Raw genomic sequence first — 21,513 nt, 5'->3', positions numbered from 1 at the left:
AGTCGAGCTTAGCGGCGGGCTAGTCTCCGCTGATGGACTGGGCGACCGAATGCGATGTGCTCGTAGCCGGGTCGGGCGGCGGCGGGGTCACCGGTGCCTACACCGCGGCGCGCGAGGGCCTGAACGTGCTCCTGGTGGAGGCGACGTCGAAATTCGGTGGGACCACCGCCTACTCCGGTGGGGGCGGCGTCTGGTTCCCGTGCAATCCGGTGCTGTTACGGGCCGGGGTCGACGACACGATCGAGGACGCGCTCACCTACTACCATGCCGTCGTCGGTGACCGCACCCCCCGGGAACTGCAGGAAACGTATGTCCGCGGCGGCGCCGGGCTGATCGAGTACCTGGAGGTCGACCCCCTGCTGAAGTTCGTGCCGTTGCCCTGGCCGGACTACTACGGCAAAGCGCCGAAGGCGCGGCTGGACGGCCAGCGCCACATCGCCGCGAAGCCCTGGAAGGTGGCCGCCGCCCCCGAACTGCGGGAGGTGATCCGCGGGCCGCTGGACACCGACCGGCTGGGCGCCGAACCGCCCTCCGACTACTACCTCGGGGGTCGCGCGCTGATCGCGCGGTTCCTCAAGGCCATCGGCCAATACCCGAACGCGGCGCTGCGGCGCGACACCGCCCTGGTCGAGCTCGTCCTGTCCGACGGGGCGGTGACGGGCGCGATCGTGGAGAGCCGCGGAGAGCGGCTTGCCATCCGCGCCCGGCTGGGCGTGCTGCTGGCCGCCGGCGGCTTCGAGAACAACGACGAGCTGCGGCGCCGATACGGGGTGCCGGGCGCGGCCCGAGACACCATGGGCGGCCCGGGAAGTCGGGGACTGGCGCTGCAGGCCGGCATCGCCGCGGGCGCCGACACCGACCTGCTGGATCAGGCGTGGTGGTCGCCGGGCATGACGCACCCGGACGGCCGGTCCGCGTTCGCGCTCTGGTTCACCGGCGGCATCTTCGTCAACCAGGACGGCAAGCGGTTTGTCAACGAATCCCGGGCGTACGACCGGGCCGGCCGCGAGATCATCGCGCAACTGCAGGACGGGTCGATCACGTTGCCGTACTGGATGATCTACGACGACACCGACGGCGAGGTGCCGCCGGTCAAGGCCGCCAACGTCTCCATCGTCGAGACGCAGAAGTACGTCGCCGCCGGCCTGTGGCATACCGCGGACACGCTGGAGGAACTGGCCGACAAGATCGGTGTCCCGGGGCGGCAGCTGGCGGCAACGGTGGCCCGGTTCAACGGTTTTGCCGCGTCCGGCGTCGACGAGGATTTCGGCAGGGGTGACGAGGCTTTCGACCGGGCATTCTCGGGGGGCGCCTCACCCCTGGTGCCCATCGATCGCCCGCCGTATCACGCCGCGGCCTTTGGCATTTCGGATCTGGGCACCAAGGGCGGCCTGCGCACCGACGCCGCCGCCCGGGTGCTCGACACGTCCGGTCACCCCATCCCCGGTTTGTACGCCGCCGGCAACACGATGGCCGCGCCCAGCGGCACCGCCTATCCCGGCGGCGGCAACCCGATCGGCACCAGCATGCTGTTCAGCCATCTGGCCGTCTTAGACATGCGAGACACGAGCCGCCCGCGCCCCTGAGTTCTAGGCTGGGTCCAGTGACAGACCGAGACCAGCCCAGGGCACCGCTGGACCAGGCCGCGCTGCGCGCCGAACTGATCGGCACCGGACTTGGCTGGCGCCGGCTCGACGTCGTCGAACAGACCGGCTCCACGAACGCCGATCTGCTCGCGCGAGCGGCGTCGGGGGCCGACGTGGCCGGGGCGGTGCTGATCGCCGAGCACCAGACGGCGGGCCGCGGGCGGCACGGCCGCGGCTGGTCGGCCACCCCGCGGACCCAGATCACGATGTCGGTCGGCGTCAGCATCGTCGACGTGCCGACCGCCGGCTGGGGCTGGATGCCCCTGGCCACCGGGGTGGCGGTGGTCGACACGGTGGCCCCGCTGCTCGGCGGGGTTCCGGTGGGACTCAAGTGGCCCAACGACGTGCTGGCGGGCGCCCCCGAATCCCAGGGCAAGCTGGCCGGCATCCTCGCCGAGGTGGCCCGGCCGGTGGTGGTAATCGGCTTGGGGCTCAACGTGTTTCAGGCGCCCGACGGCATCGAGGGGGCCACCTCGCTGCTCGACCTGGGCGTGCAGGCTCCCGACCGCACCCTGCTGGTGTGCGGGCTGCTGTCCGAGCTCGGCCGGCGGATCGTGGCGTGGCGAGCCGCGCGCGGGGCGGACTGGGCGCTGGCGGCCGACTACCGGGCGCGCAGCCTGACCATCGGCCACCGGGTGCGGGCCCACCTGCCCGGCGGCAAGGAAGTGGTCGGGGACGCGACCGCCGTCGACGACCAGGGCCGGCTGTGCATCGACACGGGGGAAGAGACCGTCGTCGTCTCGGCGGGCGACGTCGTGCATTTGCGCTAGTTATCCGGCCCGCCGCGGCTAATGTCGGCGAGCATGAGCTATCCGGATAACGTCCTGGCCGCGGGCGAGCAGGTCATCGTCCACCGCCACCCGCACTGGAAGCGGTTGATCTGGCCCGTGGTGGCCCTGCTGCTGGCGACCGCGCTGGCGTCGTTCGGGTCCGGATACCTGAACTCGACGCATTGGGACCAGCTGGCCAAGAACATCATCTACGGCGTCATCTGGGGCATTTGGCTGGTGATCGTCGGCTGGCTGACGCTGTGGCCGTTCCTGAGCTGGCTGACCACCCATTTCGTGGTGACGAACCGGCGGGTGATGTTTCGGCACGGGGTACTCACCCGCACCGGAATCGATATCCCCCTGGCGCGGATCAACAGCGTGGAATTCCGCGACCGGATCACCGAGCGAATGTTTCGCACCGGGACGCTGATTATCGAATCGGCGTCACAGGATCCGTTGGAGTTCTACGACATTCCGCGCCTGCGCGAGGTGCACGCGCTGCTGTATCACGAAGTTTTCGACACCCTGGGTTCGGAGGAGTCGCCCAGCTGACCCAGCCGGCCCGCCCGGTTGCGCCAGGCGCGCAGCGGCGTGACGTTCCCGCCCTCGATCTCGTCCTCGAGCATCTCGGCGATACCGCCGGCGGTGAGGGCGGATTCCAGCGCCTTGTCGGGGTTGCGCGCGAACTCGTCGGGGAACACCCAGCGCCGGAACGCCCAGAAGCGGAAGGCCATCTGCAGCAGGTTGCCGATGATGTAGGCCGAGATGAAGTCGGCGATGTTCTCCACGGTCAGCGAGACCATCGGCTCCCGCAGCTGCAGGACGTAGCTGGAGAACCACAGCGGCGCCATGGACAGCAGCACCCCCACGCCGCTGAAGGCGAAGAACAGCAGCGCCTCGTGGTGGCGTTCCCGGCCGCCACGGTCGCGGAAGCTCCACTCGCGGTTCAACACGTAGGACGCGATGACCGCGACGATGCCGGCGATGACCTTCGCGGTCACCGGCTTGGAGTCCAGAATTGTCAGCTTCAGCGTGTAGAAAATCGCCGAGTCGATCACGAACGTTGTTCCGCCGACGATGGCGAATTTGATCAGTTCGTGGTGGCGCAGCAAATAGGGCTGAATAAACCCGGGCATGCGCTCGATTGCGGCGTCGGCGAAGGGCACAAGTCGTCAGTGTACGGACGGACACAAAATCGACGCAAAATCGTACATAACGATTCGGTGTCACCGCCGGTCAACACGCCGCCCGCGCCGTGACACCATGATGGCCGTGCCGAATACACGCCCACCCGGGGCCGCCCACACGAACCCGCCGTTGGTCGCCATGGTCGGCGGCGGCCAGCTGGCCCGGATGACCCATCAGGCCGCGATCCCCCTCGGGCAGACGCTGCGGGTGCTGGCGACCGCGGCCGACGAGCCGGCCGCGCAGGTCACCCCGGACGTCGTGATCGGTTCGCACACCGAGCTGGAAGACCTGCGCCGGGTCGCCGCCGGCGCACATGTGCTGACGTTCGACCACGAGCATGTGCCGGGCGAGCTGCTGGACAAGCTGGTCGCCGAGGGCGTCAACGTCGCCCCGCCGCCGCAGGCGCTGGTGCACGCGCAGGACAAGCTGGTCATGCGACGGCGTCTGGAGGCCCTCGGCGTTCCCGTGCCCCGCTACGCGGAAATCCGGAGCGTCGACGAACTCGATGGCTTCGCGCAGCGCATCGCCGGCCCCGTGGTCGTCAAAGCGGTCCGCGGCGGCTACGACGGGCGTGGGGTGCGGATGGCACGCGACCCGCTGCACGCCCGAGAGATCGCGGCCGGCTTCCTGGCGGATGACGTACCGGTGATGGCCGAGGAGCAGGTGAGTCTGCACCGCGAATTGTCGGCGCTGGTGGCGCGCTCACCGTTCGGCCAGGGCGCGGCGTGGCCGGTCGTCGAGACGGTGCAACGGGACGGCATCTGCGTGCAGGTGATCGCGCCCGCGCCCGGGCTGGCCGCCGAGTCGGCCGCCGCCGCCCAGCGGCTGGCGTTGCGCCTGGCCGCCGAGCTGGGTGTGGTCGGGGTGCTCGCGGTCGAGCTCTTCGAGACCACCGGCGGGGAGCTGCTCGTCAACGAGCTGGCGATGCGGCCGCACAACTCCGGGCACTGGACCATGGACGGTGCGCGCACCAGTCAGTTCGAACAGCATCTGCGCGCGGTGCTCGACTACCCGCTGGGCGACACCGACGCCATCGCGCCGGTGACGGTGATGGCCAACGTGCTCGGCGCCGCGGAGCGGCCCGCGATGACGATCGACGAGCGGTTGCACCACCTGTTCGCGCGGATGCCCGACGCCCGGGTCCACCTGTACGGCAAGGAGGAACGGCCCGGCCGCAAGGTCGGCCACATCAATTTCCTGGGCAGCGACATGGCTGAGGTGGCCGCGCTGCGGACGCGTGCCGAGTTGGCGGCACACTGGTTGTCGCACGGGCAGTGGACGGACGGATGGGACCCGCATGCCGCGACGATGCAGAGCGAAGCGATGAGGAGAAGCGGCATAAATGGCAATGACTAAAGCGCGCGTGGGCGTGATCATGGGCAGCGACAGCGACTGGTCGGTGATGTCCGACGCCGCGGCGGCCCTGGCCGAGTTCGACGTACCGGCAGAGGTTCGCGTCGTCTCCGCGCACCGCACGCCGCAGGTGATGTTCGACTACGCGCGCGGCGCGGCCGACCGCGGGATCGAGGTGATCATCGCGGGCGCCGGCGGCGCCGCGCACCTGCCCGGGATGGTCGCGTCCGCGACGCCGCTGCCGGTGATCGGGGTGGCGGCGCTGTTGGCGCGGCTGGACGGCCTGGACTCGCTGCTGTCGATCGTGCAGATGCCCGCGGGCGTCCCGGTGGCCACGGTCTCGATCGGCGGCGCGCGCAACGCGGGCCTGCTGGCCGTGCGCATCCTCGGCTCCTCCGACCCGGCGCTGCGGGCCCGCATCGTCGAGTTCCAAGACCAGCTGGCCGAGAGCGTGCGCGCCAAGGATGAGGCGCTACAACAGCTGCACGGTAAAGTTACCGGTGAGTAGCAAGGAGGCTTGAGATGGCTGGTTGGGCCGGAGACCCGTCGTTCGATTTGTTCCAGTTGCCCGAGGAGCACCAGGAGCTGCGGGCGGCGATCCGCGCGCTGGCGGAGAAGGAGATCGCCCCGCACGCCGCCGACGTGGACGAGAATTCGCGCTTCCCGGACGAGGCGCTGGAGGCGCTGAACGCGTCGGGCTTCAACGCGGTCCACGTCCCCGAGGAGTACGGCGGTCAGGGCGCGGATTCCGTCGCGGCGTGCATCGTGATCGAGGAGGTCGCCCGCGTCGACGCTTCGGCGTCGCTGATCCCCGCCGTGAACAAGCTGGGCACCATGGGGCTGATCCTGCGGGGCTCCGACGAGCTGAAGAAGCAGGTGCTGCCGTCCATCGCCGACGGCACCGCGATGGCGTCTTACGCGCTGAGCGAGCGGGAGGCCGGCAGCGACGCGGCCTCGATGCGCACCCGGGCCAAGGCCGACGGCGACGACTGGATTCTCAACGGCGCCAAGTGCTGGATCACCAACGGCGGCAAGTCGAGTTGGTACACCGTCATGGCGGTCACCGACCCGGACAAGGGCGCCAACGGCATCTCCTCGTTCATGGTGCACGCCGATGACGAGGGGTTCACGGTCGGTCCCAAAGAGAAGAAGCTCGGCATCAAGGGCTCGCCGACCACCGAGCTGTACTTCGAGAACTGCCGCATCCCGGGCGACCGGATCATCGGTGAGCCGGGCACCGGTTTCAAGACCGCGCTGGCGACGCTGGACCACACCCGGCCCACCATCGGCGCCCAGGCTGTCGGCATCGCGCAGGGCGCGCTGGACGCCGCCATCGCCTACACCAAGGACCGCAAGCAGTTCGGCCGCCCGGTCAGCGACAACCAGGGTGTGCAGTTCATGCTCGCCGACATGGCCATGAAGCTGGAGTCCGCCCGGCTGATGGTGTACCACGCGGCCGCCCGCGCGGAGCGCGGTGAATCCAACCTGGGCTTCATCTCCGCGGCGTCCAAGTGCTGGGCCTCCGACGTGGCGATGGAGGTGACCACCGACGCGGTGCAGCTCTTCGGCGGCGCCGGCTACACCGTCGACTTCCCGGTCGAGCGGATGATGCGCGACGCCAAGATCACCCAGATCTACGAGGGCACGAATCAGATTCAGCGCGTTGTCATGTCGCGGGCGCTGCTGCGCTGACCGCGACGCTAGGATCTCTCAGGGCTGCCATACGGGGTGGTGGGGCCACACGTAGAGTCGTGCGAATGGGTCTGACCGTGGGGGTCTCAGGATGACCGGGAATTGATGCCCGTGCGTGCACCAGTGACCCCGGCGGCGACTTGGCAGTCATTGTCGTTGCTCTTGGTCGAGGACGACCGCGCCGACGCCGTGCTGGTGGAAGACCTGATCGCCGACGCGGTCGCCGACATCCGGGTGGTGTGGGCACAGTCGATGGCCCACGCCGAGCGCGAGCTCGCCTCGGCCCGCCCCGACTGCGTGCTGCTGGACCTGCACCTGCCCGACGCCAACGGCATCGACGCGCTGGACCGCATCGCCAAGCACGACGCCACGGTCCCCATCGTCGTGCTGACCGGGCTGAACGACGAATACTTCGGCGCTTCGGCGGTCGCCGCCGGCGCCCAGGACTATTTGGTGAAGGGCCGGGTCGAGCCCGAGATGCTGCGGCGCGCGCTGCTGTACGCGATCGAGCGCAAGCGCGCCGAGCTGATCGCAGCCGACCTGCACGCGACCCAGCTGAGGGCACGGGAGAACGCCCTGCTGGAACGCGGCCTGCTGCCCTCCCCGCTGCTGCTGGACAACCCGGGCGTCGACATCGTCGCCCGGTACCGGCCGAGCCGCGAGGACGCGCTGCTGTGTGGGGACTTCTACGACGTGGTCCAGACGCCCGACCGGGTCGTCCACGTCCTGATCGGCGACGTCGCGGGGCACGGTCCACACGAGGCAGCCCTGGGCGCGGCGCTGCGCATCGCCTTCCGCGCGCTCACCTTCGCCGGCGTGCACGGGGTCGAGCTGATGCGGCAGCTCGAGCGGGTGCTGCACTCCGAGCGAACGGGCACAGGCGTTTTCGCGACCGTGCTCAGCCTGGAGATCCCGGCGGACAGCCCGCGCATCACGGTCATCCGCGCCGGCCATCCCGGGATGCTGTTGCAGTACGACGGCAACGTGGAATGGGTGGAGCCGCCGGGCGGTCCCGCGCTGGGCCTGCGCGCCGACGATGACTGGCCGCGGCACGAGATGGAGTTTCCCGCGGGCCATGGCCTGCTGCTGCTGACCGACGGCCTGTTCGAGGGATATTCGGGGCGAGGCATCCAGCGCCTCGGCGAGGACGGTCTGCTGGAGCTGGCCCGGGCGCACGCGAACCGGCCGGGTCCGGAGTTCGTCGACGCGCTCATCGACGGCGCCCAGGAACTCGCCCAGTCGCACGGCGGGCTCACCGACGACATCGCCGTGTTGCGGGTCGAAAGGACCACCACGTGACCCCGAGGTTGCGTCGCCTGCGTCTGTCGCAGCTCACCGTGCGTGGCTGGCAGGCCCTCGTCCTGGTCAGCATGGGCGTGATGGTGCTCGCCGGCGCCGTCGTCGGCGCGCTGTTGCTGGACCGCACCGACGAGATGACGCACGAGCTCCTGGACAACATCCAGCCGGCGCGGGTGGCGGCCTTCCAGTTGCAGGCCGCGCTGCGCGACCAGGAGACGGGCATCCGGGGCTATCTGATCGCCGGGGACCGGCAATTCCTCACGCCGTACTACGACGGGCAGCACGCCGAACGCGCCGCGGTGGAAGAGATCCGGCGCCGCCTGAGCGAACGTCCGGACCTCATCGGCGACCTGGACGCGATCGAGAGCGCCGCGGCCAAGTGGCGGGCCAGCTATGCCGAACCGGCCATCGGCACCGTGCTGCCGAACGGGAAGAACGTCACGAGCAAACCGTCGGCGGAGCGCGGCAAGGCCGAATTCGACCATCTGCGAGGGCTTTTCGACAGCCAGAACGCGAACCTCGCCGCCGCACGGGTGAGTGCAGCGGGCGAACTCCAGCGCGTCGATGCCTGGCGCGACAGGGCGTTCGGCGCCATGGTGTTGCTGTTCTTTGTCACGGCCGGGCTGCTGGGGTTCCTGATCCGGGACACCGTCGCGCGTCCACTCGCCGCGCTGGCCGCGGCGTGCCGGCGGATCACCGAGGGCAACTTCGAGGAGAGCATCGCAGCGCCGAAGCGGCCCAAAGACGTTCGCGGCATGGCGATCGACGTGGAGAACATGCGCAAGCGCATGGTCGACGAGCTCGAGACATCGCGTACCGCCCAGGCGCAGCTGGACGAGCAGGCGGCCGAATTGCGCCGGTCCAACACCGAACTCGAGCAGTTCGCCTACGTCGCGTCGCATGACCTGCAGGAGCCGCTGCGCAAGGTCGCCTCGTTCTGCCAGCTGCTGGAGCGGCGATACGGCGACAAGCTCGACGAGCGCGGCATCGAATACATCGGATTCGCGGTCGACGGGGCCAAACGGATGCAGGCGTTGATCAACGACCTGCTTACCTTTTCGCGCGTCGGCCGGCTTGGCGCCACGGAGACCGACGTGGACCTCGACACGGCGCTGGATTCCGGCCTGGCCAACCTGGCCACCTCGATCGAAGAGTCGGACGCCGAAATCGTGCGCCCCGACGCGCTTCCGCGGATCAAGGGCGACCCCATGTTGCTGACGATGCTGTGGCAGAACCTCATCGGCAACGCGGTGAAGTTCCGGCACAAAGACCGCAGGCCCCGCGTCGTCATCGAGTGCGCGCCGGGCACCGGTATCCATGACGGCGAATGGCTGATCACCGTGTCGGACAACGGCATCGGCATCCCGGCCGAGTTCGCCGACAAGGTCTTCGTCATCTTCCAACGCCTGCACGGTCGCGACGTGTACGCCGGGACCGGCGTCGGTCTCGCGTTGGTCAAGAAGATCGTCGAGCACCATGGCGGCACCATCCGGATCGACCCGACCCGCACCGAAGGGACGCGGTTCGAGTTCACGCTGCCCATGCCCGAGCCCGCCGGCGAAGCAGACTCAGACGCTTTGGAAGGAGCGCATCAATGACATCGGAAGGCAGAGCGATCGACATCCTGCTCGTCGAGGACGACCCGGGGGACGAACTCATCACGCGAGAAGCGTTCGAGCACAACAAACTCAAGAACCGGCTCCATGTGGCGCACGACGGTGAGGAAGGCCTCGACTACCTCTACCAGCGCGGTAAGTTCGAGAATGCGCCGCGGCCCGACCTCATCCTGCTGGACCTGAACCTGCCGAAGTACGACGGCCGCCAGCTGCTGGAGAAGGTCAAGTCCGACCCGGACCTGGCCCGCATCCCGGTCGTGGTGCTCACCACCTCCTCGGCCGAGGAGGACATCCTGCGCAGCTACAAGCTGCACGCCAACGCCTACGTCACCAAGCCGGTCGACCTGGACCAGTTCATGAAGGCGGTCCGGCAGATCGACGAGTTCTTCGTCCAGGTGGTGCGCCTGCCCAGCCTGTAAGGCTATGGCGCGCCGAGAAACTCGTCGTTGTGCTGCCCGGGCGCGGGCGGGGGATCGGTGGCCGCCGCGTCGAAGCTCGCATAGCGCGCCGGCATGCGGACCACCGTGACCGCCTCGTCACCGTCGCCCACCCGCAAGGCGAGCTCGTTCTCCCCGAACAGCGGGGTGTCCACCACCTGCTTCCAGGTGTAGGCCAGGCAGGCCATCAGTCCGCCTTGCTGAAGCAGCTCAACCCATTCGGCCGCGGTCTTGGCGGCCAGCGCAGACTCGAGTTCCTCGGTCAATTCGGGGTAATTCATTGCGCGCGAACGCTGATCGATGAACCGCTCGTCGGTCAGCAGCTCCGGCCGCCCGATGATCTGACACAGCTTCGCCCAATGCTTGGGCACGTACGCGCTGATCACCAGGTACCCGTCGGCGGCTTTGAACGCGTCGGATGGTTGGGTGGCGAAGCCAACTCCCTTGCGCTTCTTGGCTTTCGGTGTGGCGTCGGGTTTGGGCGCCTCGCTGGGCTTGTTCAGATGGATGGTGAGCTGGCCGGCCTGCAAGTTGACGGCGACGTCGTACATGGCGACGCGCACCACGTCCGCAACGCCATGGCGCTCCCGATTGAGCAGCGCGGCCAGCACCGCCTGAGCCAGCACGTGACCGCTGGCGGCGTCGACGAGCTGGAACGGGATGATCTGCGGTTTGCCGCTGGGGGTCGGCATTCCGGTGGTCATGCCCGATTCGGCCGCGACCATCAGGTCGACGCCCGGCCTGCTGCCGTGCGGGCCGTTGCCGCCATAGGCCGAAAGCCGCGCGTAGACGAGCCTGGGGTTGCGGGCGCGCAACTCGTCGGGGCCCAGGCCCATCCGTTCCATCACGCCGGGGCGGAACCCTTCCAGCACGACGTCGGCGGTGTCGACGAGCCGCAGGATCTGTTGTTTGGCTTCGTCGTTGGTGAGGTCGACCGCCACCGATTTCTTGCCCCGGTTGTGCGGGAGGAACAGCGTGGGCAGCGGCGGGCGCCCGGGCAGGACCGCGGTGATCTGCCGGGCCGCCTCACCCAGGGGCGCCTCGACCTTGATCACCTCGGCGCCCAGGTCGGCCAGCACCTGGCCGGCCAACGGCCCGGCGATGTTCTGGGTGAAATCGAGTACCCGGAACCCGTCAAGCGGCTTGGCGGGCGTGCTGTCTGCCATGGGTGGCCTTCCTCAACGGGCCGTGTGCAACTCCGCGATGCAGTAGTAGTTCTCGGCGAACGGCGCACCGGGTTCGGTGCGCTGCAAAGGTAACCCGTTGTCGGCCAACAGCTGATTCAGGGGTGTGCGAACCGCGCGCCAGCCGTGCCGCTCCAGGTACGTCGCCGCGTCGTTGCGCTCGCCAGGGAAGCCGAGGTCGCCGAGCGCGATGTCCAGGCCGTTGTCGCGCCACTTCTGGCTCGCGGCGTTCAGCGCGTCCCCGTTGGTGCCGGAGTTGATGAAGACCTCGGCCACCAGCCGGCTGCCGTCGGCGCTGAGTGCGGTGATGTCGTCGAGCAGCCGGTCCTGCGCCTCGGGCGGCAGGAAGCCGAGCAGGCCCTCGGCGGCCCAGGCTGCGGGCAGGGCGGGGTTGAATCCGGTGTCGCGCAGGGCCGACGGCCAGTCGTGGCGCAGGTCGACCGGGACGGCGCGGACTTCGGCCGCGGGCTCGGCGCCGAGCTCGGCGATGGTGGCCGTCTTGAATTCGATGACTTGCGGCTGGTCGATCTCGAACACCGTGGTGCCCGCCGCCCACGGGAGCCGGTAGGCGCGCGCGTCCAGGCCGGACGCCAGGATCACCACCTGGCGGAGGCCGGCCGCGCCCGCCTCGGCGAAGAACGCGTCGATGTAGCGCGTGCGGGCGGCCAGCATGTCGGTCATGCGCTGCATGCCCCACGGGGCGCCGGGCTCGTCGACGTCGGCCGAGCTCAATTCGCCCGCGGCCCACCGCGTCATGAACTCCACGCCGACCGCGCGCACCAGCGGCTCGGCGAACGGGTCGTCGATCAACCCGTCGCGGGTGGCCCGGGCCCGCCCGGCCGCCACCATGGTGGCGGTGGCTCCCACGCTCGTGGCCAGGTCCCAGCTGTCGTTGTCGGTGCGCGTCATCGGCAATGCCCTTTCCGTCTAGTCGTTAACCAGAGTAACGATGGTGACCAAAGACCCCGGTCCGTAGTGGCGTTGCGCCCTTATCCCGGGCCGGGTCGCGCGACAGCATCGATGTGTGAAACTTCTCCGGCGCGCGGGTTTGGAAGCTCGGTCGCTGTTTCTCTATGCCCGGTCGGGCGGATTGGGGTGGCTACCGCCCGGGCGGATCCTGCCCGTGGTGCGCGCGCTCGACCGCTACGGACTGCTGGGGGCGGCGCCGACCATCGCCGCCGGGCGAGACCGTGCCGGGTTGGCGCTGATCGACGAGCGCGGGCCCGTGACGTTCGGTGAGCTGGACGAGCGGACCAACGCGTTGGCCAACGAGTGGCGGCGGCGCGGGCTCGGCCCGGGCGCCGGCGTGGCCATCCTGGCCGGCAACCACCGGGGCTTCCTGGAGGCCGTCTTCGCCGCCGGAAAGTGCGGCGCGACCGTCCTGCTGCTCAACACCGGCTTCGGGCCGACCCAGTTCGCCGAGACGCTGGCCCGCGAGGGCGCCGACCTCCTGGTGTACGACGAGGAATACAGCGCCGTGGTCGGGGACGTGCGGCCGAGGTTGGGCCGGATCCGGGCCTGGACGGATGCGCCCGCTCCCGACACCCTGGACGCGCTGATCGAGCGCGGCGACCCCGGCCCGCCGCCCCCGTCGGGCGGGCGGCCCAAGATCGTCATCGCGACCAGCGGGACGACGGGAACCCCCAAGGGCGCCGCGCGTTCCGAGCCCCACTCGCTGATACCGGTCGGCGGTCTGCTCGGCAAGGTCCCGTTCCGCGGTCGGGAAGTCACGGAATGCTGTGTGCCGCTGCTTCATTCGATGGGGTTCAGCCACGCGATGTACGCGATGGTGCTGGGTTCGACGCTGGTGCTGCGCCGCGAATTCGACGCCCGGCAGGCGCTGGCCAGCGTGGCCGCGCACCGGGCCAGCGCGATGATCGTCGTGCCGATCATGTTGCGGCGCATCCTCGATCTCGGGCCGGCCGTCATGGCCGAGCACGACCTGTCGTCGCTGCGCATCGTGTTCGTCGGCGGTTCCCAGCTCGGCGCGGCGCTGGCCACCCGGGCGCTCGACGCGCTGGGCCCGGTGGTCTACAACATGTACGGGTCCACCGAGGTCGCCTACGCCACCATCGCCACGCCCGCCGATCTGACCGCCGCGCCGGGCTGCGTGGGTGGGGTGGTCCCCGGCTCGGTCGTCAAGATCTTCGGCGACGACGGCCGCGAGGTACCGCCGGGCACGCCGGGGCGGATTTTCGTCGGCAACGTGCTGACCTTCCAGGGTTACACCGATGGCGCGACCAAGGAGTCGATCGAGGGCCTGATGTCCACCGGCGACATCGGCCATTTCGATGCCGGCGGCAGGCTCTTCATCGACGGGCGAGACGACGAGATGATCGTCTCCGGCGGGGAGAACGTGTACCCCGGCGAGGTCGAAGAGGCGCTCGCGCAGCATCCCGGCATCCTCGACGCCGCCGTGGTCGGCGTCGACGACGAGGAGTTCGGGCAGCGGTTGCGCGCCTACATCGTGGTCCGGCCCGGTGCGGCGCTGACCGAACACGACGTCCGGGAATACGTGCGGAACCGGTTGGCGCGCTTCAAGATTCCCCGCGACGTGCTGTTCGTCGACGAACTGCCCCGCAATGCCGGCGGCAAGGTGCTCAAGCGGGTGCTGACCAGCGGCTGAGTCAGTCCAGCCGGTAGCGGATCAGCCGGGAGCTGTTGGCCACCACCGCGACCGACGACGCGTTGTGCAGGATCGCGGCCAGCACGGGGGACAGCGCGCCGCCCGCGCCGATGATCAGCCCGGCGGCGTTGACGGCGATGGACATGCCGTAGTTCTCCCGGATCACGTCGACCGCGCGGGCGCCCAGGTCGCGCACGTCGAGCAGCCGGTGCAGGTCGTCGTTGGCCAGCGCCACGTCGGCGGTCTCGACCGCGACGTCGGTTCCGGCCAGGCCCATCGCGATCCCGATGTCGGCGGCCGCCAGCGCCGGGGCGTCGTTGATGCCGTCGCCGACCATGCCGACCACGTAGCCGGCGTCCTGCAGCCCGCGCACCACCTCGAGCTTGTCCTCCGGCATCACCTCGGCGCGCCACTCGTCGATGCCCAGCTCCTCGGCTACCACCTGGGCGATGTCCGGGTGATCGCCGGTGAGCATGACGATGCGGCGGATGCCGTTGTCCCGCAATTGCTTCAGTACCTCGACCGCCTCGGTCCGCACCTCGTCGCGCAGGCTGATCAGCCCCACCAGCTTGCCGTCGACCGCGAGCAACAGCGGGGTTTCGGCCTGGCGGCGCAGCCTGTCCACCCACTCCGACGCCTTCTTCGAGACCCGCACCTTCTCGGCACGCAGCAGCCCGGGGCTGCCGAGCAGCAGGGTGCGGCCGTCGGCCCAGGTGCGCATGCCCAGGCCCACCAGCACCTCGCACTCCTCGTGCGGCGGGATGGTGATGTGGCGTTCCTCGGTGGAGCGGATCACCGCCTCGGCCAGCGGATGGCGGGAGTGGATCTCCGAGCTGGCCGCGTACGCCAGCACCTGCTCGGGTTCCCAATCCTTATGCAGCGCAATGATATTGGTGACAACGGGACGGCCGACGGTCAACGTTCCGGTCTTGTCGAACACGATCGCGTCCACCCGGCCGGCCTGTTCGAGGTGGGAGCCGCCCTTGATCAGGATGCCGCGGCGCGCGCCGTTGCCGATCGCGGCGCTGATCGCGGTCGGGGTGGACAGACCCACCGCGCAGGGGCACGCGATCAACAGCATGGTCATCGCGCGGCGGACGTCGCCGGTGACCGCCAGAGTGAGGGCCGACACGATGAACGACGTCGGAACAAAACGGCGGGAGAAGTTTTCGCCGACGGTCTGGATGGGCGCCCGGTCGTGCTGGGCCTCCTCGACCCGGGTGATGATGCGCCCGATCGCGGTCTGATTGCCGACGGCCTGCGCGCGGACCACCAGGCGCCCGCGCACCACGACCGATCCGGCGTGCACGTGCGCGCCGACCATGACGGAGACGGGCAGGTTCTCCCCGGTGATCGCGGACTGATTGACGATCGCCTCGCCGTCGACCACCTCGCCGTCCACCGGTATCGCGACGTGATCGTGGATGATCACCTCGTCGCCGATCTGGACGCTGTCGATCGGGACCTGAACCTCGGCCCCGTCGGTCAGCCGGATCCACGCCGTGTCCTGGCTGCCGCGCAGCAGTTCGGAAATGGCCCGACGGGTCCGGCGCAGGGTGAGGTCCTGCAGGTACTCACCGATGTTGAGCAGCCACAGCACCGTCAGCGCCACCACGTTCTCGCGCAGCACCAGGCTCGCCACCGTCGCCGCCGACACCAGGGCGTCGGTGCCGGCCCGGCCGGAGCGCAACGAGCGCAGCGCGCCGCGCAGGAACGGGTAGCCGGTGAAGATGGTGACGCCGGTGGCCAGCACCCGGCCGTTCGGGCCGAGCAGTGGCGGCCGGGCGAACACGTAGCGGCGCACGCCGAGCAGCGCCAGCGCGGCACCGCCGACGACCATCCGCAACACGTCGGTGTTGCGGATCTCCTCCGAATGCGGCGCGCGCGCCGGGATCAGCTCGGCGGCGACGTGAGCGGCGGAGCCGATCGCGGCCAGCACCGCGCCGCGGTCACAGCGCCGCGGCGAATACCAGACGACGACGCACCCGGTGCGCGGGTAGGCGTGCACCACGCGCACGCCGTCCTCGCTGGCGACGGCCTCCTCGACCGCCACCGCGCGCCGCGAGTCGCACCGCAGCCAGCCGACGGAAACCCGCATGCGCCCGGCGGCGTCCGAAACAACCTGCAGCGCAGGGTCTTTCGATCGGACCGGGTCCAGGGCGGTGGCGAGTGCCATCTGCGCGGGGATCAGTGGTCGTGCTGGTGGACGTCGGCGACGGCCGGCGTGGGCGCTTCCTCGCCGATGCGTTCGCGGGCCTCGGCCATGACGTCGGCGATCTTCAACCGGGCGGACTCGGCGGCTTCCTCGGCCTTGCGCGTCCCACGCAGCCCCAGCTCGGCCGCCGACACCGCGGTCTCGTGCAGCGGCGCCTTGGCCACGGCCTTGCGCACCACCTCGTAGGCCGTCACGCCGACCAGGCCGGTGACCACCGTCGATGCTGCCTTCGCCAAGAGCGCGTACCCCGCCATTACCCGGACCTCCCTGTCGTCGCGGCGTCAGCTGATGCTCGCTCGACGTTAACATTGAAATATTGCGATATCAATATGTATTCGCCGGGCCTACAGCTCGCGGTTCACCTTTTCGGTCTCGATCCTGCGCGCAAGCGCCGACGGGTCGGGGTTGGCCACCTGCACCAGCGACCCGCCGACGGCCAGGATCGCCAGCAGGCCGTCCACCAGCTCGCCGGGTTCCGACCACGCGGCGGTGGACAGCACCCGGTCACCGGCCGTCAATCCCCTTGCGGCGGCAGCGCTTTGGCAGTCGGCGAGAACCTCGTCGACGGATCGGCCCGCGAGGGCCGGACCGGGATGGGGTTCGGCGACGATCTGGTCGCCGTGCACCCGCACGGCGGTCGCGTAGTCGGTGACGCCGATCGGCAGGTCGGGTGCGGGGCGGCCGAACGGGTCCAGCGACAGCACCGCCACCTCGCCGGCCCCGGTCTCGTCCGCCTCGGCCAGCCGTTCGGCGGTGCACATGGCGATGTCCGCCTCACCTGCCAGCACGGCCTCGGCGCCGATCCACCACACCCCGAACAGCACGGCCGCGGTCTGCCAGTGCGCCGGGAGCAGGATCGCAACCCGGCTGCCCGGCCCGGCGCCGAGCTCGTCGCGTAACAGGTTGCCGGTCTTGGCCGCCCAGTTGGCCAGCGTCGCCGCCGAGAGCTCGATGCGCTCGCCGGCCGCGTCGTCGTAGTAGGTGATGCGCGGGCCGACCGGGTCGGCCCGCAGCATCGGGTCCAGGATGGCGCCGGCGAGCGTGCTCAGTTGATGCACTCGGGCTTGTCGGAACCGGCCGTCAGGATCGGCGAGGGCGCCGGGACGTTCGGGTCGGCCGCCACCGCACCGACGTTGGACACCCGGGCGGGCATCACCGACCCGGTGCCCGAAAGTCCGGAGCCGGGGCCGCTGTAGTCGTTGCCCAGCACCACCCGCACCGTGCCCGCCGCGACGGATGGGTCGGCGACCACCGGCAGCCCGCCGAGCTCCTTGGCCACCTCCTGGGCGCCCAGGTCGTCGCTCTTGGCGGCCCGCACCTGGCTGCCCTTGACGTGGCCGCCGTCGTTGTTGCCGACCGTGCCGGCGCCAAAGCCCTTGGCGGTCAACACCTGGGAGACCGCCGATGCCAGGCCATTGATGTCGGTGTCGTTGACCACGCTGGCGATGGTCTTCGCCGGGGTGTAGGCGAGCTCCTCGGTCTTGCCCTGCTCTTGGTCGTGCAGCAGCCCGTTGACCCAGTCCTGAACCTGGTGCGGGTCCACCCGCACCACGCTCTGCATGCCGTCGTCACTCCAGCCGGCCCCGTCCAGCACCGGGATGGTGGCGAACGCGACGTTGCCGCCGGCGAGCTTCTGCATCTGCTGGACGAAATCCATGACGTCCCAACCCTGCGAGATCACCACCGAGCGTTGCACCGCGGCCTCGAGGCGTCGCACGGTGGCTGGGCTGGACAGCGTCTTGCCGGAGATCACCCGGTGCGCCAGTGAGGCCATCACCACCTGCTGGCGCACCACCCGGTCCAGGTCGCCGCGGGGCAACTCGTGGCGCTGACGGACGAAGCTGAGCGCCTCCGGCCCGTCCAGCCGTTGCGGGCCGGCGGGGAAGTCGGCGCCCGAAAGCGGTTCGAACACCGGCTCTTTGAGGCACACGTCCACGCCGCCGAGCGCGTCGGTGATCAACGAGAAGCCGAGCAGCCCGATCTCGGCGTAGTGGTCGACGGTGACGCCGGTGAGGTCGGCGACGGTCTTGATCAGGGCCTCGCGCCCGGCCTCGGTGCCCTGCGCCGCGGCGTCCTCGGCGGAGTCGCCGGCCTTCACCAGGCTGGTGCGCTTGGCCTCGCGGGTCTGGCCGTAGACGCCGTTGATCTTCGTCTTGCCCAGGCCGGGGGCCGCGACGTAGGAGTCGCGCGGGATCGAGATGGCGGTCGCCGACTTCCCGTTGTTGGGGATCCGGATCAGGATGATCGTGTCGGTGTTGGTCGCTTCCTCGTCGCCGGCCCGCAGGGTGGCCAGCTCCTCTTGGGACAGCGGGTTGCCGTGCGCGTCCGTGCGGCTGTCGAGCCCCACCAGCAGGATGTCGATCGCGCCGTCGTCGCCGCCCTTGCCGAGCGAGGGTGCGGACATGTGGAAGATGCCGTCCTCGAAGGACCGGACGTTGCTCCACGCGAGCCCGGTGCCGAGGACCACCACGAGGGTGAGCGCAGTGGCAATCACACGAACCACACGTTGCACAGGCATCCCACTAGGTTACTTGCGGCACACGCGCTTCGCGGGTAGCGAACCCCCGCGCGCCCCGGGCGTTCGCCCGGGCTTTCCCGGGCATGCCAGACTCAAACCATGTCGAGCAGGATCGTGATCGCCGGTGCCGGGGGGCAGCTGGGCAGCTATTTGCGCTCGCTGGCGGCCAGTCAGGGCCGCGACGTGCTGGCGCTGACGTCGTCAGAGTGGGACATCACCGACCCCGCCGCCGCCGAGCGGATCATCGAGCGCGGCGACGTGGTGATCAATTGCGCGGCATACACCGACGTGGACGGCGCCGAGAGCGACGAGGCCGGCGCCTACGCCGTCAACGCCACCGGCCCCGAGAACATCGCCCGGGCCTGCGCGCGGGCCGGCGCCCGGTTCATCCACGTCTCCACCGACTACGTCTTCAACGGAGACTTCGGCGGCGCCGACCCGCGGCCCTACGAGCCCAGCGATCAAACCGCCCCGGCGGGGGTGTACGGGCGCAGCAAGCATGCCGGGGAAGAGGCCGTCCTGGCGGCGATGCCGGATGCCGTCATCGTCCGCACCGCCTGGGTCTACACCGGCGGCGACGGGAAGGACTTCGTCGCCGTCATGCGCCGGCTGGCCGCGGGGGACGGGCCGGTGAAAGTCGTCGACGACCAGGTCGGATCGCCGACGTATGTGGGCGACCTGGCCGAGGCGCTGCTGCAGATCGCCGACGACCACGTGCCCGGGCCGATCCTGCACGCCGCCAACGAGGGCGCGGTGTCCCGCTTCGAGCAGACCCGCGCGATCTTCTCCGAGTGTGGCGCCGACCCCGAGCGTGTGCACCCGGTCAGCACCGCGGAGTTTCCCCGCCCCGCGCCGCGCCCGACCTACTCCGCGCTGTCGGGCCGCGAGTCCGCCGCGGCGGGCCTGCGGCCGTTAAGGCCCTGGCGCGCTGCGCTTGTCGCGGCGCTCGCCGCCGATCTACCGTTACCCTCAACGCGTGACTGACGTCCTGCCGGTCGTGACGGTGACCTACTCGCCGGGCCCACACCTCGAGCGCTTCCTGGCCTCGCTGTCGCTGGCCACCGAGCGGCCCGTGTGCGTGTTGATGGCCGACAACGGCTCCACCGACGGCACCCCGCAGGCCGCCGTCGAGCGCTACCCGAACGTGCGGCTCTTCCACACCGGCGCCAACCTCGGGTACGGCACCGCGATCAATCGCGCGGTCGCCCAGCTCGCCGAGACGCCGGACATCGACGACGACTGGGTGATCGTGGCCAACCCCGACGTGCAGTGGGGCCCGGGCAGCATCGACGCCCTGCTGGACGCCGCCACCCGCTGGCCGCGCGCCGGCGCCCTGGGCCCGCTCATCCGCGACCCCGACGGCTCGGTGTACCCGTCGGCGCGCCACCTGCCCAGCCTCATCCGCGGCGGCATGCACGCGGTCGTCGGCCCGATCTGGAAGCGCAATCCCTGGACGGCGGCCTACCGCCAGGAGCGGCTGGAGCCCACCGAACGCGCCGTGGGCTGGCTGTCGGGGTCGTGCCTGCTGGTCCGCCGGTCCGCCTTTGGCCAAGTCGGCGGGTTCGACGAGCGCTACTTCATGTATATGGAAGACGTCGACCTCGGGGACCGGCTCGGCCGGGCCGGCTGGCTCAACGTGTACGTGCCGTCGGCCGAGGTGCTGCACCACAAGGGCCACTCCACCGGCGACGACCCGGCGAGCCACCTGGCGGCGCATCACAAGAGCACCTATCTGTTTCTGGCCGACCGGCATTCGGGGTGGCGGCGCGCGCCGCTGCGCTGGACGCTGCGGGCGTCGCTGGCGCTACGGTCCCGCCTGATGGTGCGTGGCGCGCTGCGCAGTCGGAGCCGGAAACTGGCGGAAGGGCGGCGCTGAGATGGCTAACCCGCAAGTCGATGCCGTAATTCTGGTCGGCGGCAAGGGCACCCGGCTGCGGCCGCTGACGCTGTCGGCGCCCAAGCCCATGCTGCCCACCGCCGGTCTGCCGTTTTTGACCCACCTGCTCTCGCGGATCGCCGCGGCGGGCATCGAGCACGTCATCCTGAGCACGTCGTATCAGGCCGCGGTGTTCGAGGCGGAGTTCGGCGACGGGTCCAAGCTCGGCCTGCAGATCGACTACGTCACCGAGGAGCGGCCGTTGGGGACCGGCGGCGGCATCGCCAACGTGGCAGGCCACCTGCGTCACGACACCGTGATGGTGTTCAACGGCGACGTGCTCTCGGGTTCCGACCTCAATCAGATGATCGACTTCCACCGGGCCCAGCAGGCCGACGTCACCCTGCACCTGGTGCGGGTGGGCGACCCGCGGGCCTTCGGCTGCGTCACGACCGACGAGAGCGGCAGGGTCACCGCGTTCGTCGAGAAGACGCAGGACCCGCCCACCGATCAGATCAACGCCGGCTGCTACGTCTTCGAGCGCGGCATCATCGACCGCATCCCGCGGGGGCGCGAGGTGTCGGTCGAACGCGAGGTGTTTCCCGCCCTGCTCTCCGACCCGGACGTCAAGGTGTGCGGCTACGTCGACGCGACCTACTGGCGGGACATGGGCACACCGGAAGACTTCGTGCGCGGATCGGCGGACCTGGTGCGAGGGATCGCGCCGTCGCCGGCGCTGCACGGCCACCGCGGCGAGCAGCTGGTGCACGACGGCGCGGCGGTGTCGCCGGGCGCGGTGCTGGTCGGCGGCACCGTCGTCGGGCGGGGTGCCGAGATCGGTCCCGGCGTCCGGCTGGACGGTGCCGTGATCTTCGACGGCGTCAAGGTCGAGGCCGGCAGCGTGATCGAGCGGTCCATCATCGGCTTCGGCGCGCGCATCGGCCCGCGGGCGCTGATCCGCGACGGCGTGATCGGCGACGGCGCCGACATCGGCGCGCGCTGCGAGTTGCTGCGCGGCGCCCGGGTTTGGCCCGGCGTCTCGATCCCCGACGGCGGGATCCGCTACTCCTCCGACGTCTGAGCGCATTGCCCC

20 protein-coding genes are annotated in these 21,513 nt (G+C 70.2%); 13 read left to right on the top strand and 7 right to left on the bottom strand.

The features are described from left to right. Positions 1-32: 32 nt before the first annotated feature. From A5709_RS06545 to A5709_RS06535, 3 genes are read left to right on the top strand one after another with little or no spacing between them, the layout of a single operon-like run. Positions 33-1,586 carry an FAD-binding protein gene (locus A5709_RS06545; protein ID WP_068118923.1) on the top strand — a complete coding sequence of 518 codons (1,554 nt, stop codon included), beginning with the start codon at positions 33-35 and terminating at the stop codon, positions 1,584-1,586. 17 nt (positions 1,587-1,603) lie between these two features. Then, complete coding sequence (locus A5709_RS06540; protein WP_068118919.1) at positions 1,604-2,416, top strand: biotin--[acetyl-CoA-carboxylase] ligase; 813 nt, start codon at positions 1,604-1,606, stop codon at positions 2,414-2,416. 33 nt (positions 2,417-2,449) lie between these two features. Continuing rightward, the gene (locus tag A5709_RS06535; RefSeq protein ID WP_067946426.1) at positions 2,450-2,968 is read left to right on the top strand and encodes a PH domain-containing protein; all 519 of its coding nucleotides are present in this window, start codon (positions 2,450-2,452) and stop codon (positions 2,966-2,968) included. Here A5709_RS06535 and A5709_RS06530 read toward each other — a convergent pair. Further along, positions 2,923-3,582 (bottom strand): GtrA family protein, encoded by a 660-nt coding sequence (locus A5709_RS06530; RefSeq protein ID WP_067946424.1) that lies wholly within the window; start codon positions 3,580-3,582, stop codon positions 2,923-2,925. The genes A5709_RS06535 and A5709_RS06530 overlap by 46 nt on opposite strands. Positions 3,583-3,679: 97 nt before the next feature. Here A5709_RS06530 and A5709_RS06525 point away from each other — a divergent pair, with 97 nt between their 5' ends. From A5709_RS06525 to A5709_RS06500, 6 genes are all read left to right on the top strand, one after another. After that, positions 3,680-4,960: a 5-(carboxyamino)imidazole ribonucleotide synthase gene (locus A5709_RS06525; RefSeq protein WP_197520091.1), complete on the top strand. Its 1,281-nt coding sequence runs from the start codon at positions 3,680-3,682 to the stop codon at positions 4,958-4,960. Further along, complete coding sequence (gene purE / locus A5709_RS06520) at positions 4,947-5,465, top strand: 5-(carboxyamino)imidazole ribonucleotide mutase (protein WP_068118917.1); 519 nt, start codon at positions 4,947-4,949, stop codon at positions 5,463-5,465. Before A5709_RS06525 ends, purE begins: the two co-directional genes overlap by 14 nt. Positions 5,466-5,479: 14 nt before the next feature. Next, on the top strand, positions 5,480-6,649 hold the full coding sequence (locus A5709_RS06515; RefSeq protein WP_067946419.1) for an acyl-CoA dehydrogenase: 1,170 nt from the start codon (positions 5,480-5,482) through the stop codon (positions 6,647-6,649). Between the two features lie 105 nt (positions 6,650-6,754). Next, entirely contained in the window at positions 6,755-7,948 is a 1,194-nt protein-coding gene (locus A5709_RS06510) for a PP2C family protein-serine/threonine phosphatase (protein WP_068007924.1), read from the top strand. A gap of 71 nt (positions 7,949-8,019) precedes the next feature. Further along, positions 8,020-9,546 carry a CHASE3 domain-containing protein gene (locus A5709_RS06505; protein ID WP_082973801.1) on the top strand — a complete coding sequence of 509 codons (1,527 nt, stop codon included), beginning with the start codon at positions 8,020-8,022 and terminating at the stop codon, positions 9,544-9,546. Continuing rightward, entirely contained in the window at positions 9,543-9,983 is a 441-nt protein-coding gene (locus A5709_RS06500; protein ID WP_067946412.1) for a response regulator, read from the top strand. The genes A5709_RS06505 and A5709_RS06500 overlap by 4 nt, the downstream gene beginning before the upstream one ends. 2 nt (positions 9,984-9,985) lie before the next feature. Here A5709_RS06500 and A5709_RS06495 read toward each other — a convergent pair whose 3' ends face one another. Together A5709_RS06495 and A5709_RS06490 are read right to left on the bottom strand one after the other, a co-directional pair. Next, entirely contained in the window at positions 9,986-11,167 is a 1,182-nt protein-coding gene (locus tag A5709_RS06495) for a CoA transferase (RefSeq protein ID WP_068118910.1), read from the bottom strand. 12 nt (positions 11,168-11,179) lie between these two features. Continuing rightward, positions 11,180-12,094, bottom strand: a complete 915-nt coding sequence (locus A5709_RS06490) for a class I SAM-dependent methyltransferase (RefSeq protein ID WP_068118907.1) — start codon at positions 12,092-12,094, stop codon at positions 11,180-11,182. 115 nt (positions 12,095-12,209) lie between these two features. Between A5709_RS06490 and A5709_RS06485 the strand changes: the two genes are divergently transcribed. Next, positions 12,210-13,811 carry an AMP-binding protein gene (locus tag A5709_RS06485; protein ID WP_068118903.1) on the top strand — a complete coding sequence of 534 codons (1,602 nt, stop codon included), beginning with the start codon at positions 12,210-12,212 and terminating at the stop codon, positions 13,809-13,811. A 1-nt stretch (position 13,812) separates the two neighbouring features. Here the strand turns inward: A5709_RS06485 and ctpC are convergent, their stop codons facing one another. From ctpC to A5709_RS06465, 4 genes are all read right to left on the bottom strand, one after another. Beyond that, positions 13,813-15,987, bottom strand: coding sequence for a manganese-exporting P-type ATPase CtpC (gene ctpC, locus A5709_RS06480; RefSeq protein ID WP_068118899.1), 2,175 nt, complete (start codon positions 15,985-15,987; stop codon positions 13,813-13,815). Positions 15,988-15,998: 11 nt separating this feature from the next. Beyond that, positions 15,999-16,280, bottom strand: coding sequence for a DUF1490 family protein (locus tag A5709_RS06475; protein WP_066949897.1), 282 nt, complete (start codon positions 16,278-16,280; stop codon positions 15,999-16,001). A gap of 90 nt (positions 16,281-16,370) precedes the next feature. Further along, positions 16,371-17,084 carry a TIGR03089 family protein gene (locus A5709_RS06470; protein ID WP_197500897.1) on the bottom strand — a complete coding sequence of 238 codons (714 nt, stop codon included), beginning with the start codon at positions 17,082-17,084 and terminating at the stop codon, positions 16,371-16,373. After that, entirely contained in the window at positions 17,072-18,544 is a 1,473-nt protein-coding gene (locus A5709_RS06465; RefSeq protein ID WP_067946402.1) for an LCP family protein, read from the bottom strand. Before A5709_RS06465 ends, A5709_RS06470 begins: the two co-directional genes overlap by 13 nt. A 99-nt stretch (positions 18,545-18,643) precedes the next feature. Between A5709_RS06465 and rfbD the strand changes: the two genes are divergently transcribed. From rfbD to A5709_RS06450, 3 genes are read left to right on the top strand one after another with little or no spacing between them, the layout of a single operon-like run. After that, positions 18,644-19,528: a dTDP-4-dehydrorhamnose reductase gene (gene rfbD, locus A5709_RS06460; RefSeq protein WP_067946400.1), complete on the top strand. Its 885-nt coding sequence runs from the start codon at positions 18,644-18,646 to the stop codon at positions 19,526-19,528. Beyond that, positions 19,521-20,420, top strand: a complete 900-nt coding sequence (locus tag A5709_RS06455) for a glycosyltransferase family 2 protein (protein WP_068118896.1) — start codon at positions 19,521-19,523, stop codon at positions 20,418-20,420. Before rfbD ends, A5709_RS06455 begins: the two co-directional genes overlap by 8 nt. A 1-nt stretch (position 20,421) precedes the next feature. Continuing rightward, on the top strand, positions 20,422-21,501 hold the full coding sequence (locus A5709_RS06450) for a sugar phosphate nucleotidyltransferase (protein ID WP_067946396.1): 1,080 nt from the start codon (positions 20,422-20,424) through the stop codon (positions 21,499-21,501). Positions 21,502-21,513 lie beyond the last annotated feature (12 nt).

Origin of the sequence: Mycobacterium sp. E1386, from assembly GCF_001672745.1 — a bacterium.
In the GTDB taxonomy this organism is placed as follows: Bacteria; Actinomycetota; Actinomycetes; order Mycobacteriales; family Mycobacteriaceae; genus Mycobacterium.
This window is presented reverse-complemented; position numbering and strand designations above follow the sequence as displayed.

Coding starts and splice junctions, on each gene's coding strand:
- A5709_RS06545 (WP_068118923.1), top strand. CDS start 33: ATGGACTGGGCGACCGAATGCGATGTGCTCGTAGCCGGGTCGGGCGGC.
- A5709_RS06535 (WP_067946426.1), top strand. CDS start 2,450: ATGAGCTATCCGGATAACGTCCTGGCCGCGGGCGAGCAGGTCATCGTC.
- A5709_RS06525 (WP_197520091.1), top strand. CDS start 3,680: ATGATGGCCGTGCCGAATACACGCCCACCCGGGGCCGCCCACACGAAC.
- purE (WP_068118917.1), top strand. CDS start 4,947: ATGGCAATGACTAAAGCGCGCGTGGGCGTGATCATGGGCAGCGACAGC.
- A5709_RS06515 (WP_067946419.1), top strand. CDS start 5,480: ATGGCTGGTTGGGCCGGAGACCCGTCGTTCGATTTGTTCCAGTTGCCC.
- A5709_RS06510 (WP_068007924.1), top strand. CDS start 6,755: ATGCCCGTGCGTGCACCAGTGACCCCGGCGGCGACTTGGCAGTCATTG.
- A5709_RS06505 (WP_082973801.1), top strand. CDS start 8,020: ATGGGCGTGATGGTGCTCGCCGGCGCCGTCGTCGGCGCGCTGTTGCTG.
- A5709_RS06500 (WP_067946412.1), top strand. CDS start 9,543: ATGACATCGGAAGGCAGAGCGATCGACATCCTGCTCGTCGAGGACGAC.
- A5709_RS06495 (WP_068118910.1), bottom strand. CDS start 11,167: ATGGCAGACAGCACGCCCGCCAAGCCGCTTGACGGGTTCCGGGTACTC.
- A5709_RS06490 (WP_068118907.1), bottom strand. CDS start 12,094: ATGACGCGCACCGACAACGACAGCTGGGACCTGGCCACGAGCGTGGGA.
- ctpC (WP_068118899.1), bottom strand. CDS start 15,987: ATGGCACTCGCCACCGCCCTGGACCCGGTCCGATCGAAAGACCCTGCG.
- A5709_RS06475 (WP_066949897.1), bottom strand. CDS start 16,280: ATGGCGGGGTACGCGCTCTTGGCGAAGGCAGCATCGACGGTGGTCACC.
- A5709_RS06465 (WP_067946402.1), bottom strand. CDS start 18,544: ATGCCTGTGCAACGTGTGGTTCGTGTGATTGCCACTGCGCTCACCCTC.
- rfbD (WP_067946400.1), top strand. CDS start 18,644: ATGTCGAGCAGGATCGTGATCGCCGGTGCCGGGGGGCAGCTGGGCAGC.
- A5709_RS06450 (WP_067946396.1), top strand. CDS start 20,422: ATGGCTAACCCGCAAGTCGATGCCGTAATTCTGGTCGGCGGCAAGGGC.